This window comes from Arthrobacter sp. zg-Y179 (assembly GCF_020907345.1).
Lineage (GTDB): Bacteria > Actinomycetota > Actinomycetes > Actinomycetales > Micrococcaceae > Arthrobacter_B > Arthrobacter_B jinronghuae.
Genome location: NZ_JAJJOB010000004.1, coordinates 196695 through 211826 on the forward strand (window position 1 = coordinate 196695; position 15132 = coordinate 211826).

Genomic DNA, 15132 nt, shown 5'->3' on the forward strand with positions numbered 1-15132 from the left:
GCGAACCATCCGGCAGGACGGTTCAGCACCGGCAACCGGCAACCGGCGCATCGGCGTGCCTGCAAAAGAAGCGGGGAGTTATGGAAACCGACATGGAACACCTGGACGTGCTGATCATCGGCGCCGGGCTGAGCGGCATCGGCGCGGCATGCCGCCTGCGCATGGACCATCCGGGGCGCTCCGTCGCCCTCTTGGAGACCCGTGGCCGCCCCGGCGGTACCTGGGACCTGTTCCGCTACCCCGGAATCCGCTCCGACTCGGATCTCTACACCTTTGGTTATGACTTCCGTCCGTGGCGTGAGGAGAAAGCCATTGCCGACGGCCCGAGCATCCTGCACTACCTCAAGGAGACCGCCGCCGAATACGGTGTGGATTCCCTGATCCGTTACCACCACCGCGTGCTCTCCGCGGATTGGTCCAGCCGGGACGCGCACTGGACCGTCACGGTCGAGCGGACGCGGACGCCGGAATCCGGCCCTGACCTTGCACCGGCCGAACCGGTGGGGACCGGGGAGATCCTGCATCTCACCGCCGGCTGGATCTTCAATGCCGCCGGCTACTACCGCTACGGGGAGGGCTACGCGCCGGAGCTCCCCGACCGGGAACTGTTCGCCGGGCCGGTGGTGCACCCGCAGCACTGGCCCGAGGACCTGGACGTTGCAGGTAAACGGATTGCCGTACTCGGCAGCGGCGCCACGGCCGTCACCCTGGTTCCGGCGCTGGCGGAGCTGGGCGCCAGCGTGACGATGGTCCAGCGCACGCCCACCTATATCCTTCCCGTCCCGGCGGAGGATCCGATCGCCCGGCGGCTGCGCGGCGTCGTCGGACCGGAACGCACCGGCCGGATCATGGCCGAGGTCAGCGCCCGCCGGCAGCGGTACATCTGGGTGTTCTGCCAGCGGTGGCCGAACCTGGCCCGCAAGCTCATCCGCGGTATCCAGTCCCGCAAGGTCCCGGAGGGATTTGAGCTGGATAAGCACCTGAATCCGCCGTACCGACCGTGGGACCAGCGGCTGTGCGCGGTGCCGGACGGCGATTTCTTCACCGCCCTGCGCAGCGGCAACGCAACCGTGGTGACGGGCCTGACCACGGGGTTCACCAAGCGCGGCCTCCGCCTGGCCTCCGGAGAGGAAGTGGCGGCCGACGTCGTGGTGACCGCCACCGGATTCACCGTCCAGGTCCTGGGCGGTATGGCACTGAAGCTCGACGGCGTGCCGGTAAACCTGGCCGAGCACGTTGCCTACCGCGGAGTGATGCTCAGCGGCATCCCCAACATGGCCTTCGCCATCGGCTACACCAACGCGTCCTGGACACTGAAGGTCGGGCTGCTGACGCAGTGGTTCTCGCGGCTGCTTAGCTCCATGGACCGGCACGGCTACACATCGGCCGTTCCCGTGGCGCCGCCGGGCATGCCCACCCGGCCGCTGCTGGACTTTGGCGCCGGGTATGTCCAGCGCAGCCTGTCGTCCCTGCCCCGGCAGGGCCTGCAGGCTCCCTGGCTGATGACCATGAACTTCCTGGCCGACCGGAGGGACCTGCAGAAGGGCGCACTGGCGGACGAGCACCTGCACTTCAGCGGTGATGCCGGCGACGCCGGCCGGGCCGACGATTCAGCGGCGGACCGGTTCGTCACCCTCGAGTCCGGGCTGCGGCTGTGTTACCGGGTCGAGGGCCCCGACGACGGCGAGCCGGTGGTCCTGCTTTCCGGCCTCGGGCTGGATCTCGCGGCGTGGCCGGCGGAATTCGTGCAGGGCCTGACTGCTGCCGGTTACCGCGTCATCCGGCCGGATAACCGGGACGTCGGCCGCTCCGGCCGGATGGATACACCCGCCCCCACCCTGCTGCGTCAGGCACTGGGCCGGCCGGTGCCCGGCGCCTACCGGATTGAGGACATGGCCGACGACGTCGCGGGGCTGCTTGAGCACCTGCAGGTGGGCCGGGCACACATGGTGGGGATGTCGCTGGGCGGCATGATCGCCCAGTCCGTGGCCGCCCACCACCCGGACCGCGTCCTGACCCTGACCTCCATCATCTCCACCACGGGAGCCCGGGACGTGGGCGCCGCAGCTTTCTCCACCAAGCGCCGGTTCGCGGCACGGCCGCCGCGGACCCGGGAGGAGTTCATCCGGGCGCGGGTAGCCCTGATGCGTCATCTTTCCGGGCGGACCCACCCGGCGGATCCGGCAACGGAAGCCGAACTGGCAGGCCAGGCCTGGGACCGCGGAGCCTATCCGGACGGCGGGGCGGCCAGGGCCAGGCAGCTCGGTGCCATCAATGCCTCTGCCGACCGCACCGCGGCCCTGGCCGGCGTCCGGGTTCCGACCCTCGTAATCCACGGCGACCGGGATCCGATTGTGCATCCCAGCGGAGGCGCGGCGACGGTGGCCGCGATTCCCGGCTCACGGCTGGCCACGATTCCCGGTATGGGCCACTACTTCTCCCCCGCCGTGGTGCCCGAACTGCTGAAGCTCGTCACCGGGCATCTGGGTGCCCGCACGGTGGATTCCGTCTGAGTATGGGCTAGTTACCCATCCCGGGCTGCACCGGAACAACATTGATCTTGTTGGCACCGGGGAAAACCTTCTTCGGTACGCGTGAGAAGCCCTTGGCATCCAGATGGTTCTTTGCGCGGAAAACGGCCACGGCGTCGTCGTACGCCTGATTCAGCCGGGCGCCGGTGAGCACTTCGCTGGTGCCGTCGCTGAAGCGGACCGCGATGGAGGCCGAGGCCGGGAAATGCCGGTCCATACGAATAAAGCCGTCATTGTCCTGCTGAAGAGTGATCAAAGTGGTTCCGCCCTGAGAGTTGGTGAGCTTCCAGTCTCCCCTATCGCCGCGCCGCAGGTTTCCCGGGCCCGGCGCGGCAAAGGAGCGGCTAAGCAGCGGCAAAGCAGCGGCTAAGCAGCGGCAAAGCAGCGGCTAAGCAGCGGCAAATCACCGCGCTTCCCGTTCCGGGTGAGAATAGAAGCATGTACATCGTCCTCGCACCCGGCACCGGCGCCGCCCAGGCGAAGGACGAGACCTGGACTCTGCAGGAAACCGACGACGCCGGCCTTCCGTCCGCGCCCGCCGTCGTGATTACCCGGGACCGGCTGGCCGCCGCCGTGCGGCACTATGAGCAGGCGCCGGTCCGCTGGGTCTGGGAATCCGCCCGCGGAGTCTATTCCCGGCTGCTGGACAACGGAATCACGGTGGAGCGCTGCCACGACCTCGCTCTGGTCCGCGGGATCCTGCGGTTTGCCGAATCGGTTCCGCCGACGCCCTACATCGAAAAGCTGCGCGCCGCGGTGGACGATCCCGATCCGGCGCCCCGCCAGCTGCTCCCGGTCCTACACTCCCCCGACCAGACCTCGATCTTCGATACGCTCGACGCCCCCGCCGGAGCGGCGGCCGGTCCGCAGCAGGCCACCGCTGCCGAGCTCGCCGCCGAACTGGCGGACCAGCTGGATGCGATCGCCCGTTCCACGTCGCCGGCGAAACTGAACCTGCTCGCCGTCGCGGAATCCACGGGCGGCCTGATCGCCGTGGAAATGGAAAAATCCGGCATCCCGTGGCGCCGGGACATTCACGAAGCCCTGCTCCGGAACAGCCTCGGCCCCCGGCCCCCGGAGGGCCAGCGCCCCGAAAAGCTCGAACAGCTGGTCTCGGAGCTGCGCCGGCTGCTGGGCAACCCCGGCTTCAATCCGGATTCCCCGCAGGAACTGCTGCGCGCCCTGCACCGCGCCGGCATCGAGGTCCGCAGCACCCGCTCCTGGGAGCTGCAGCAGCAGGACCATCCCGCCATCGAGCCGCTGTTGGAGTACAAAAAGCTCTCCCGGCTCCTCACCGCCAACGGGTGGGCCTGGCTGGATGCCTGGGTGGACGGCGGCCGCTTCCGGCCCGAGTACGTAGTGGGCGGCGTGGTGTCCGGGCGCTGGGCCTCCCGCGGCGGCGGTGCGCTGCAGATTCCCAGGACGGTGCGGGACGCGGTTCGCCCGGACTCCGGCCACCGGCTCATCGTGGCCGACGCCGCGCAGCTGGAACCCCGTGTCCTCGCCGCCCTGGGGCAGGACAATGCACTGGCGGCAGCAGCCCGCGGCAAGGACCTCTACCAGGGCATCGCCGACCGCAGTTTCGACGGCGACCGGGCCAAGGCAAAGATGGCAATGCTCGGGGCCATGTACGGTGCCACCAGCGGCGAATCGGGCCGGCTGATGCCGGTACTGACCCGCGCCTACCCGCAGGCCATCGGCGTGGTGGAACGCGGCGCGCGGGCGGGTGAAGCCGGGCAGGTGGTGAGCAGCCATCTGGGCCGCAGTTCGCCGCCGGTGTCGGAGCGCTGGCTCCGCGCCCAGCAGAGCACCAGCGCCGAGGAACAACGCCGCGCAGATTCGCTGGCCCGCGCGCAGGGGCGGTTCACCCGCAACTTCGTGGTCCAGGCGACCGCGGCGGAGTGGGCACTGTGCTGGCTGGCGGAGATACGACGGCGGCTGCGGGCGGCGTCGTCGTCTTCCCCTGCAGGAGAACTGGTGTTTTTCCTGCATGACGAGGTGATGCTCCAGGTGCCTGCCGAACGGATCGAGGAGGTCAGCGCACTGGTGACGGATGCAGCGGCGGCGGCCACGAGACTGCTGTTCGGGCCGATTCCGCTGGAGTTCCCGGTGGTTGCCGTTGCCGTGGATTCCTACGCGGACGCCAAGTAGCGCTTCAGCGACGGGACGCGCCGGCGAAGGCTAAACGGCGGGGACGATTTCCCGGCTCTCATCCCAGGGCAGGGTCCAGCCCAGTTCATCCAGCACCGCGTTGAGGATGATACCGGTGAAGCCCCACACCAGCACCCCGTTCACGAGGAACGCCGGCGAGCGGTACTCGCGTAAGCCGTTGGTGATTACCGCGGTGCGCCGGTTTTCCGGGTTGAGCAGGTCCGCCACCGGTACGCGGAACACCGATGCCGATTCCCCGTAGTCCACCACGTCCACGGGCGTGGGCCGGTCCCACCAGCCCAGCACAGGTGTGACCAGGAAGTTGCTGACGGGCAGTCCCGCTTCCGGCAGGGTTCCCAGCACCGTGACGCCGTCGGGGTCCAGCCCGGTTTCCTCCCGGGCTTCGCGCAGGGCTGCGGCTTCCGGTCCGGCATCGGCGGCATCCAGGGAGCCGCCGGGAAAAGCCACCTGGCCGGGGTGGTCGTTGAGTGTGGCTGCCCGCTCAACCAGCAGGACATCGAGTTCGGCGGGCACCCCGGCGGAGCGGAAGTCCGAGGGCCTGTCATCCAGGTTGCCGAAGAGAATCAGCACGGCGGCACGGCGGGCCGTGGCCGGGTCCACGCTGCGCCGCAGCAGCTCCAGGTTCGCGTCGAAGTAGGTGGAGCGGGCGGCCGCGGAGATTCCCAGCGCACGCAGATCGGCGTAGGCGCTCATGCTTCGAGGCCGAAGCCGGCTGCCCGCAGCTGGGCCCGGGTTTCGGCGGCCATCATCCGGGCGTGCAGTTCCTCGCGGCCGGGCGCCAGCTCATATTTGAGCAGCTTGCGTGCCTTCGCGGGGTCCGTTTCGCCTTCGCCGTAGGAGGGGCAGAGTTGGGCGACGGGGCAGGCCCCGCAGGCGGGTTTCTTGGCGTGGCAGACCCGCCGGCCGTGGAACACCACCCGGTTGGAAAGCGGCGTCCAGTCCTTCGGCTCGAACAGCGCCGCGACGTCTTCCTCCACCTTCACCGGGTCTGTGGCGGTGGTCCAGCCGAATCGGCGGGACAGGCGCCCGAAGTGGGTGTCCACCGTGATGCCCGGAACGCCGAAGGCATTGCCGAGCACCACGTTGGCGGTCTTCCGGCCGACGCCGGGCAGGGTGACCAGGTCCTCGAGCCGGTCCGGCACTTCGCCGTCGAACTCATCGACCAGCCGGGTGGACAGTGCTTTCACACTGGCCGCTTTGGCGCGGAAGAACCCGGTGGGCCGGATAATCTCCTGCAGCGTTTCCTCGTCGGCCTCCGCCATCGCCTTGGCATCGGGGTAGCGGGAGAACAGCACCGGGGTCACGGCATTGACCCGGATATCCGTGGTCTGCGCCGAAAGCACAGTGGCCACCAGCAGCTCGAACGCGTTGGTGAAGTCCAGCTCGGCCACGGCGTAGGGATAAACCTCGCCGAGCATCCGGTTGATCCGCCGTGCCCTCCGCTTCAAAGCGAGGAGGGACGGATCGCTGCCGGTTGCCTTTGCCACTGCTGGGATTCCTTCTACTGACGGTTGGATGCTGCTGGTGGCCGCTGCTGCGAGCCTGGCTTACTGGTCGGCGTCGACGCGCTCAATGTTGCTGAGGTCGCGCAGCACGCCGATGCGTCCGGTGCGCTTGTCCTGGACCAGGAACTCGTCACCGCGGTCCTCAAGGCCCAGTTCCCAGTCACCCGGGTGGAACATAAACAGCGGCAGGCCGGTGCGCTCGTCCACAATCTGGCGGGGAGTGCCCACGGCGAACCAGAAGGCTTCCACCACTGCTTCGGACTCGTCACGGGTAGCGGTAATGGGTTCCGCTGCGGCGGGTTCCGCTTCGTGGGCACCTGCTGCGGACGCTTCGCGAGCTCCGGCATCGCGGACCACCGGATTCACGGTAGTAGCGGCCATGGGCTCCTCGGCCCGCAACCCGGCAGCGGGCTGCGCCTGCGTAGCCGGTGATGCCGTGGCGGGGGAAACCTGCGTCGCCGGGGTTGAGGTCGCCTGCGCGGAGGTGGCGGGAGCGGCCGCTGACGCACCGGAGGTTCCGACGACGGCGGTGCCGCCGGGAGCGGAAACATCGGTGCCGCTCTGGCTCGGCGCGTCATGCACGGTGGTGCGGGCGTCTTCGTTGCGGTGGGCGTCCTCGTTGCGGTGGGCGTCCTCGTTGCGGCGCAGCGGGTTGGTGAAACGGCGGGCGCCGGCGGCGTTCTCCGTCTCCGGCTTCGCTTCCGGCTTCGGGCGGGCCGGACGCGGACGCAGCGGCAAAGCGTCGCGGGCGGTCAGTGCGGCGGCTGCTTCGGGGCGGTTACGGAATTCCCGGGCAAAGAAGGGCAGATGCGGCGCCAGGGTGGTGGACACCACCAGGCCCAGGGAACCGACCAGCGCGACCATCGCGCCGACGCTGAAGTCGGTCACCGTCTGGATGAAGAAGAAAGCCAGGGCCAGCACAGCTGCCACGGAGGCGAACTGGTCCACGGAGAGCGATCCTACGCGGGGCTTCATCGCGGGGGCGAGGCGGCGGCCGGCAAACAGACCGGCGACCAGCAGCGGCAGCAGGATGCCGATGCCGATGAAGAACAGGGAAAACGCATTCCAAAGATTGAAGTCCTCTTCGAACCCGAGACGGGTCACCGTGAAGAACGGCAGGATGCTGCCCACGAGCATCACGAGGACCGAGCCGCCTACAACGGTGTCCCGGAGCCCGAAGGGCCCAACGAGGGCTTCCTGGTCCGTGGCAGCCGGATGTGCAGGCAGGCCCTTGTCTGTCGCGGAGGGGTGTCCGCCGGCTTCCGAAGATCCGGCCGTGGTGCGGGCCTCGTTCTCAACAGGGGGGTTGTTCATACTGATCTCCATTCACGACCGCCTGTCCCTGGACCGCACGGTGGGCGCCAGGGAACGGGAGGTGCGCATCTACGGTACGTAGGCGGTTGCTTCCTTCAGACAGCCTAATCAACGACGGCGAGGCACACTAGCGCAGGGGCGGCGCGTCCCGGTGGAGTGACATACCGCTCACCGCATAATCACGCCGTTTTGTAACTCATTATGTGAGCGCGGACACAGCAGCCCAAATCCGGCGATAGGGTGGTTTGCAGCCATGCACGATTCCCCAAGTGATGGATTTTCAGCGAAGTGAAAGGGTTCAACTATGTCTGATCAGTCCCCTGCAAAGAAGCACGGAGACGCCTTCGAGAACCTGCTGCATGAAAGCCGGAGCTTCCCGCCGAGTGCCGAATTTGCAGCATCCGCAGTGGCGCAGCCCTCGCTGTACGAGGAAGCGGCAGCCGACGGCCCCGAGTTCTGGGCCCGTCAGGCACGGAACATTCTCTCCTGGGAACAGGATTTCACCCAGGCGCTGGACTGGACCGATGCCCCGTTCGCCAAATGGTTTGTCGGCGGCAAGCTCAACGCCGCATACAACGCCCTGGACCGGCACGTTGAAGAAGGCCGCGGAGACCGGGTGGCCATTTATTTCGAGGGTGAACCCGGGGATACGCGCACCTATACGTATGCGCAGCTGACCGAAGAGGTCAAGAAGGCGGCAAACGCGTTCGAATCCCTGGGCGTCACCAAGGGCGACCGCGTAGCGGTGTACCTGCCGATGATCCCCGAAGCGGTTATCACCATGCTGGCCTGCGCCAGGATCGGCGCCGTGCACTCGGTGGTCTTCGGCGGTTTCTCCGCCGACGCCCTGCGCAGCCGGATCGACGACGCCGAGGCGAAGCTTGTGGTCACGGCGGACGGCTCCTACCGCCGCGGCAAGCCCAGTGCACTCAAGCCCGCCGTGGATGAAGCCCTCGCCAAGGACGGCCATACCGTCGACAACGTCCTGGTGGTCCGCCGCAACGGCGAGCCCGTGGAGTGGAACGACGGCCTGGACAAGTGGTGGCACGACGTCGTGGACACCGCGAGCGCCGAGCACTCCCCCGTGGCCCACGATTCCGAGCACCCGTTGTTCATCCTCTATACCTCGGGGACCACGGGGAAGCCCAAGGGCATCCTGCACACCACCGGCGGGTTCCTCACCCAGACGGCCTTTACGCACCTGAACACCTTCGACCTGCACCCCGAAACGGACGTGTACTGGTGCACCGCGGACATCGGCTGGGTCACCGGCCACAGCTACGTCACCTACGCTCCGCTGGTCAACGGCGCCACGCAGCTGATCTACGAAGGCACCCCGGATACCCCGCACCAGGGCCGCTGGTGGGAACTGGTGGAGAAGTACAAGGTCTCCATCCTCTACACCGCCCCCACCGCCATCCGCACCTGCATGAAGTGGGGCCGGGACATTCCGCAGAAGTACAACCTCGACTCCATCCGCGTCCTGGGATCCGTGGGCGAACCGATCAACCCGGAAGCATGGATGTGGTACCGGCAGGTCATCGGCGCCAACGGCGGCAAGAAGGAACACCCCGCCCCCATCGTGGACACCTGGTGGCAGACGGAGACCGGCGCGCACATGATCGCTCCGATGCCGGGCATCACGGCCACCAAGCCGGGCTCTGCCCAGGTAGCCGTGCCCGGTATTTCGGTTGACGTGGTGGACGAGATGGGCGAACCGGTACCCAACGGGTCCGGCGGCTTCCTGGTGGTAAAGGAACCCTGGCCGTCCATGCTGCGCGGCATCTGGGGAGACCCGGAGCGCTTCAAGGCGACCTACTGGGCCCGGTTCGACAACATGTACTTCGCCGGTGACGGCGCCAAGAAGGACGAGGACGGCGACATCTGGCTGCTCGGCCGCGTGGACGACGTTATGAATGTCTCCGGGCACCGGCTCTCCACCACGGAGATCGAGTCCGCCCTGGTCAGCCACCCGTCGGTGGCCGAGGCCGCCGTCGTCGGCGCTGCGGACGACACCACCGGCGAAGCCGTGGTTGCCTTCGTGATCCTGCGGGGCAGCGCGAAGGACGACGACGACATTGTCACCACCCTGCGCAACCACGTGGGCAAGGAGATCGGTCCCATCGCCAAGCCGCGGCACATCCTGGTGGTTCCCGAACTGCCCAAGACCCGCAGCGGCAAGATCATGCGCCGGCTGCTCAAGGACGTGGCCGAGGGCCGCGAAGCCGGCGACTCGAGCACGCTGGCGGACAACACTGTGATGCAGCAGATTGCGGCTTCCCTCAAGAAATAGGTACAGCGAAGTAGCCGCACCAAACAACAGCAGGTGCCGTCCCGTGATCGGGACGGCACCTGCTGTTGTTTGGTGCTGTGAGCCTTAGCCCACGGTGACGTCCAGGTTCACGTCAATGTTGCCGCGGGTGGCGTTGGAGTAGGGGCAGACCTGGTGCGCGGCCTGGGTCAGCTTGTCCGCAGTGGCTTCGTCGACGCCGGACATCTCCACGTGGAGTTCAACGCCCAGCTTGAAGCCGCCGTCGTCGTTCTTGAAGATGCTGACGTCCGCCGTGACGGCGGCATCCGAGATCGGTGCCTTTTCCGCGCGGGCAATCATCTTCAGTGCGGAAAGGAAGCAGGCGGCGTAACCGGTGGCAAAAAGCTGCTCGGGGTTCGTGCCTTCGCCGGAACCGCCCATTTCGGTCGGAGTGGACAGGTTCACCTCGAGCTTGCCGTCGCTGGTACGGGCTTCGCCGTTGCGTCCTTCTCCGGTGGCGGTGGCAGCGGCAGTGTACAAAGCGCTCATGGGGAACTCCTTTTGTGGGGAAAAGTCGGTAGACCTCAAGGTAGACTAACTAGTACGTCTACTGCAAGTGAGGGAGTCAGGGGAACCATGACGGCAACTACACCCATGCGGGAGCGGATCCTGGCACAGGCCTCTCTCCTGTTTTACCGGGAGGGGATCCGGGCAGTCAGTGCCGACAAGATCATTGCCGCTGCCGGCACCACGAAGGTGACCTTCTACCGCTACTTCCGCTCGAAGGATGATCTCGTGGTCGCGTACCTGCGGGAGCAGTCGGCGGCGATGCGGGCGCGTGCAGCGGAGCTGGACCCGGATCCGTGCACCGGGCTCCTGCAGTTCGCCGAAGCGATGGGTGCCGAGGCCTGCAGCGCAGGCTTCCGCGGCTGCCCGTTCATCAATGCGGCGGCAGAATATGCGGATCCCGGCCACCCCGTCCGTGTGGTTGTTTCGGAGCACCGCGCCTGGCTCCATTCCCTGGTCACCGGGCGGCTGCAGCAACTGGGCGCCGCAGATGCCGGACAGCTCGCGGACCAGCTGCTTATGCTGCGGGACGGGGCAATGGTGCATGGATACGTGGCCGACGGGACCGCCGTCGAACCGGCACTGATCACCGCCGGAAAGGCGCTGATCCTCCCTCACCTTCCGGAGCCGGGACGGTCCGCCTAGCTCCGCGGAAATCCGGGCCGATGTGACGTTGGACTCATGGACTTGGTGAAAGCCTCCACTGCTAGGACAATTCCTGTCTGTGTCTACTACACCCGCAGCGGCCGCACCGCCCGCTTCCCCCACCCCCTCCTCTTCCAAGATGGCCCGCAAAGTTGCGGGCGCCTCCTTTATCGGCACCGCCCTGGAGTCCTACGACTTCTATGTTTTCGGCACCGCGGCAGCCCTGATCCTGAACCGGATTTTCTTCCCCGACGTGGATGCGGCAACAGGCATCCTGCTGTCCTTCCTCACCCTGGGCATGGGCTTCATCGCCCGCCCTCTGGGTGCCATTCTCTTCGGCCACATCGGTGACCGGGTAGGACGCAAAACGTCCCTGATCGGAACCATCGTCCTGATGGGTACCGCCACCGGAGCCGTCGGCCTGCTGCCGGACTACAACACCATCGGGATCTGGGCGCCGCTGCTGCTGGTGGCGCTGCGCCTCCTCCAGGGCCTGGCCGTCGGGGGTGAATGGGGCGGTTCCATCCTGATTGCCACCGAGCACGCCGCTCCGCGAAAGCGGGCACTGTACGCAGCCATCCCGCAGATCGGTTCGCCGGTAGGCACCATCATGGTCACCGGCATCTTCCTGCTGCTCACCCAGGTCTCCGACGAGGACCTCGCAGCCGGGGTCTGGCGCATACCGTTCCTGCTCGCCTTCCCCTTTATGGGCATCGCCCTGTACCTGCGGCTGGCCATCGATGAAACCCCCGTGTTCAAGGGCGTGGCACAGGCGCACCAGATCACCCGGGTTCCGTTGCTGGAGGTGCTCCGCACCCAGTGGGCTGCGGTCCTGGTGGCGGCCGCGGCCGCGCTGCTGGGTATCGGCTCCTACTTCCTGATGACCACCTACACCCAGTCCTACGGGACAACGGTGCTTGGGCTGCCCGAATCCACGGTCCTGAACGCGGCACTGGTCGGTTCGGTGCTGCAGCTGGCAACCATCCCCGCGTTCGGTTTCCTGGCCAACCGGATCGGTTCGGCACGGATGGTGATGGCCGGGGCCGTTGCGACCCTGCTGATCTCCTTCCCGCTGTACTTCATCATCAGCAACGCCACCGCACCGGTCTACATCCTGACCATCCTGATCGGCGGCATCGCGCCGACGGCGGCGTGGGCGGCGCTGGGCGGGTTGATGGCGGATCTGTTCCCCGCCCGAACCGGGTTCACCGCAATGTCCCTGGCCTACAGCTTGGCCGGCATCCTCTCCGGGTTCACCCCGTCCATCACCCAGGTGTTTTCCAATGCAACCGGCGGTGCGTGGTGGCATCCCGGCGTCGTCCTGGCCCTGATGTCCCTGATCACCATTGCCGGTGCGCTGGCCGCCCGCCGCATGTCAGCACGCAACACGGACGCACTGCAGTCCGCTTCGCAATTGAACTCCGGCATAGTTAAGCCATGACTGCAGCCGGCACCCGCAACCTCCTCGTCCTTAACGGCCCCAACCTGAACCTGTTGGGCACCCGTGAACCGGCGATTTACGGCAGCTCCACCCTGGCGGATGTGGAGGCAGTAGCCATGGCCGCGGCCTCCGCCCACGGCTGGACCGTGGACTGCGTCCAGTCCAACCACGAAGGCGATCTGATTGATGCCATCCACGCGGCGCGCGGCACTGCGGACGGCATTGTCATCAATCCCGCTGCCTACAGCCACACGTCGGTTGCCATCCCGGACGCGTTGTCCGGCGTGGAACTGCCGGTGGTCGAGGTTCATCTGAGCAACATCCACCGCCGCGAGGAGTTCCGCCACCACTCCTTCGTCTCCGCGGTGGCGGAGGTAGTGATCTGCGGGGCCGGTATCAGCGGCTACCGCATGGCGGTGGACTACCTGATCGAGTCCTCCGCCGCCGGGCAGCCCGCGGAGTAGCCATGTCCGCCACTGCGCAGCGGTATGCCCGGTTCGCCGAGTCCCTGCACTGGCTCTAGGGGTTACTGCCGCCGTTTGTTTTTATTTGCTGGTGCACTGACCGGCCGAAACCGGGCTGTCGTAGTCCGAGGCTGCGGCAACCACGGGGCCGACTTCGGCCAGCGAGAGGGCGTAGCCGATGGGCTGGTCGCTGGTGGTCTTGGCGAAAATGATGCCGGCGAGGCGGCCGTCCATGTCCAGCAGCGGCCCGCCGGAATTGCCCTGCTGCACGTTCGCGGCCAGGGTGTAGACCTCCAGCACTGCGGGGGAGGTTCCGTAGATATCCCGGACGGAAACGTTGGACAGGCCCTCGACGCTTGCGGCCTGCAGCCGGAACGGGCCGCCCGCCGGATAACCGGCAAAGGCCGCGGTGGTGCCGGCAGCCAGCGGCTCACCCACGGGGACGGGATCGGCGTCGAGTCCTTCCACCGCGAGGACGGCCAGGTCGCGTGCTGAATCGAAGTGGACCACCCGTCCGGGCAGCACGCTGCCGTCGGGAACCTCCACCACCGGTTCGTTCACGCCGGCAACCACGTGGGCGTTGGTGACCACGCGGTCATCCGCCACCACAACACCTGAACCTGTCTGGTTCTGTCCGCACTGATACGCCGTGCCCGTGATTTTGAGGACCGACGCCGATGCGGTCCGCAACTCTGCGGAGTCCACCTCGGCGCTGGGCGGGACAGCCGTTTCCGGGGCGGCGCTGTCGAGAATGGTCGGCAGACCCTCGGAAACAGTGAAGGAACGGATCTGCGCACTCCAGGTCTTCACCTGCTCGGGGGTGGCATCGTCAATGGCGGTGAGCACCTTCGAGGCGGCAATCTGCTGGGACAGGAACGGGACGCCCAGCGTCGTCACGCTGAAGGCAAGCATCGCCATGACCAGCGCTGCCACTGCAAGGTTGGCGGCGCCGCCGAGTACGCGGTCCAGGAACCTCAGCGGCGGGAAATTCAGCCACCTGCGGATCATGCCACCAAGCGCGGCTCCGGCCGCGTGGCCCACAAGCACCAGGACGACGGCCGTGGCAATGACCACCGTCAGCCGCCAGCCGTTATCCGGGACCCATTCGGCAACCAGCGGAATGGCAAAGAAGGCGCCGACGGCGCCGGCAACAAATCCGACGATCCCGCCGAGGGTCACCACCAGTCCGTTGCGCAGCCCTGCCGCCAGGTAGAAGATCAGGACAAGGAGCAGGATGATGTCCAGAAGTGTCAGTCCGAGCACAAAGAGCTCCAAGCGTGTCAATCGGGTGGCCGGGCGGTGGAAGGCCGCTGCAGTGCGAGTTTATAGGGACAACCTCCGGAACCCGTTATCAGGATTGACCCGGAGCCTGTGGTCCTGCCCTCTTTTTCGGACCTATCGGTGAACAAACGTGCTTTAGGTATCACTAGGGGGTGACGTGCGGCAAGATAATAAGGAGAGACCACTATTTACAGGAGATTTCATGGATATCGAGGTACTGCGCCGCGCGCCGTTGTTCGCCTCTCTGGGAGACGACGTCTTCGCCGCCCTGACCGAAGAGCTCACTGAGGTCGACCTCTCACGCGGCGCCTCTGTCTTCCGCGAAGGCGATCAGGGCGACCAGCTCTATTTCATCGTCTCCGGCAAGATCAAGCTTGGCCGCTCCGCCCCGGACGGCCGTGAAAACCTGCTGGCGATCCTCGGCCCGGGCGAATTGTTCGGCGAGATGGCCCTGTTTGATCCGTCGCCACGGAACGCCACGGCAACCGCCGTTTCCGAAACCCGTCTTGCGGGCCTCCGCCACGAGAACCTGCGCGCCCTGATTGAAACCCGCCCCGAGGTTTCCGTTCAGCTGCTGCAGGCGCTGGCCCGCAGGCTTCGCCGGACGAACGAGTCCCTGGCGGACCTCGTATTCTCCGACGTTCCGGGCCGCGTGGCAAAGGCGCTGTTGGACCTGGCGGACCGCTTCGGCCGTCCGGCGACGGACGGCATCCTTGTTGCGCACGAGCTCACGCAGGAGGAACTGGCCCAGCTGGTAGGTGCCTCCCGCGAAACCGTGAACAAGGCCCTCGCCGAGTTTGTCCAGCGTGGCTGGCTGCGGCTGGAAGCCCGCGCGGTTGTCATTCTTGACGTCCAGCGGCTGCGCCAGCGCTCCCGCTAAAGGCACGAAACACCAATAACGGCGGGGGGGGGGGGCGGGGGGGGGGGGGGCCGGGGGTTGGTGGTTCACAGGAGCTATGTT

Annotated in this window: 13 protein-coding genes; 7 read left to right on the forward strand and 6 right to left on the reverse strand. The window is 67.0% G+C overall.

Translation table 11 applies throughout. The features are described from left to right. Positions 1-80 precede the first annotated feature (80 nt). Positions 81-2513: an alpha/beta fold hydrolase gene (locus LOC56_RS03055; protein WP_229950327.1), complete on the forward strand. Its 2433-nt coding sequence runs from the start codon at positions 81-83 to the stop codon at positions 2511-2513. A gap of 7 nt (positions 2514-2520) precedes the next feature. Here the strand turns inward: LOC56_RS03055 and LOC56_RS03060 are convergent, their stop codons facing one another. Beyond that, a complete protein-coding gene (locus tag LOC56_RS03060; RefSeq protein ID WP_229950329.1) occupies positions 2521-2787 on the reverse strand; it encodes a hypothetical protein in 267 nt (88 codons plus the stop codon). 182 nt (positions 2788-2969) lie between these two features. On the opposite strand from LOC56_RS03060, the gene LOC56_RS03065 reads away from it, so the two are divergent. After that, a complete protein-coding gene (locus LOC56_RS03065) occupies positions 2970-4682 on the forward strand; it encodes a bifunctional 3'-5' exonuclease/DNA polymerase (protein WP_229950331.1) in 1713 nt (570 codons plus the stop codon). A gap of 30 nt (positions 4683-4712) precedes the next feature. On the opposite strand, the gene LOC56_RS03070 is transcribed toward LOC56_RS03065, so the two are convergent. Genes LOC56_RS03070 through LOC56_RS03080 form a run of 3 tightly spaced genes read right to left on the reverse strand, consistent with a single transcriptional unit; the run spans position 4713 to position 7522 of the window. Beyond that, positions 4713-5396 (reverse strand): NUDIX hydrolase, encoded by a 684-nt coding sequence (locus tag LOC56_RS03070; RefSeq protein WP_229950334.1) that lies wholly within the window; start codon positions 5394-5396, stop codon positions 4713-4715. Then, positions 5393-6190, reverse strand: coding sequence for an endonuclease III (nth, locus tag LOC56_RS03075; protein ID WP_331460900.1), 798 nt, complete (start codon positions 6188-6190; stop codon positions 5393-5395). The genes LOC56_RS03070 and nth overlap by 4 nt, the downstream gene beginning before the upstream one ends. A gap of 60 nt (positions 6191-6250) precedes the next feature. After that, a complete protein-coding gene (locus tag LOC56_RS03080; protein WP_229950338.1) occupies positions 6251-7522 on the reverse strand; it encodes a hypothetical protein in 1272 nt (423 codons plus the stop codon). Positions 7523-7826: 304 nt separating this feature from the next. On the opposite strand from LOC56_RS03080, the gene acs reads away from it, so the two are divergent. Further along, positions 7827-9815, forward strand: a complete 1989-nt coding sequence (gene acs, locus LOC56_RS03085; protein WP_229950342.1) for an acetate--CoA ligase — start codon at positions 7827-7829, stop codon at positions 9813-9815. 84 nt (positions 9816-9899) lie between these two features. Here acs and LOC56_RS03090 read toward each other — a convergent pair whose 3' ends face one another. Then, positions 9900-10322: an organic hydroperoxide resistance protein gene (locus tag LOC56_RS03090; protein ID WP_229950344.1), complete on the reverse strand. Its 423-nt coding sequence runs from the start codon at positions 10320-10322 to the stop codon at positions 9900-9902. A gap of 87 nt (positions 10323-10409) precedes the next feature. Here LOC56_RS03090 and LOC56_RS03095 point away from each other — a divergent pair, with 87 nt between their 5' ends. From LOC56_RS03095 to aroQ, 3 genes are all read left to right on the forward strand, one after another. Next, positions 10410-10985 (forward strand): TetR/AcrR family transcriptional regulator, encoded by a 576-nt coding sequence (locus tag LOC56_RS03095; RefSeq protein WP_229950346.1) that lies wholly within the window; start codon positions 10410-10412, stop codon positions 10983-10985. A gap of 79 nt (positions 10986-11064) precedes the next feature. Then, on the forward strand, positions 11065-12426 hold the full coding sequence (locus tag LOC56_RS03100) for an MFS transporter (protein WP_229950348.1): 1362 nt from the start codon (positions 11065-11067) through the stop codon (positions 12424-12426). Continuing rightward, on the forward strand, positions 12423-12890 hold the full coding sequence (gene aroQ / locus LOC56_RS03105) for a type II 3-dehydroquinate dehydratase (protein ID WP_229950350.1): 468 nt from the start codon (positions 12423-12425) through the stop codon (positions 12888-12890). Before LOC56_RS03100 ends, aroQ begins: the two co-directional genes overlap by 4 nt. Positions 12891-12971: 81 nt before the next feature. Here aroQ and LOC56_RS03110 read toward each other — a convergent pair whose 3' ends face one another. Beyond that, the gene (locus LOC56_RS03110) at positions 12972-14153 is read right to left on the reverse strand and encodes a MarP family serine protease (protein WP_229950352.1); all 1182 of its coding nucleotides are present in this window, start codon (positions 14151-14153) and stop codon (positions 12972-12974) included. Between the two features lie 220 nt (positions 14154-14373). Between LOC56_RS03110 and LOC56_RS03115 the strand changes: the two genes are divergently transcribed. Next, complete coding sequence (locus tag LOC56_RS03115; protein ID WP_146360700.1) at positions 14374-15051, forward strand: Crp/Fnr family transcriptional regulator; 678 nt, start codon at positions 14374-14376, stop codon at positions 15049-15051. The last annotated feature ends 81 nt before the right edge of the window (positions 15052-15132 follow it).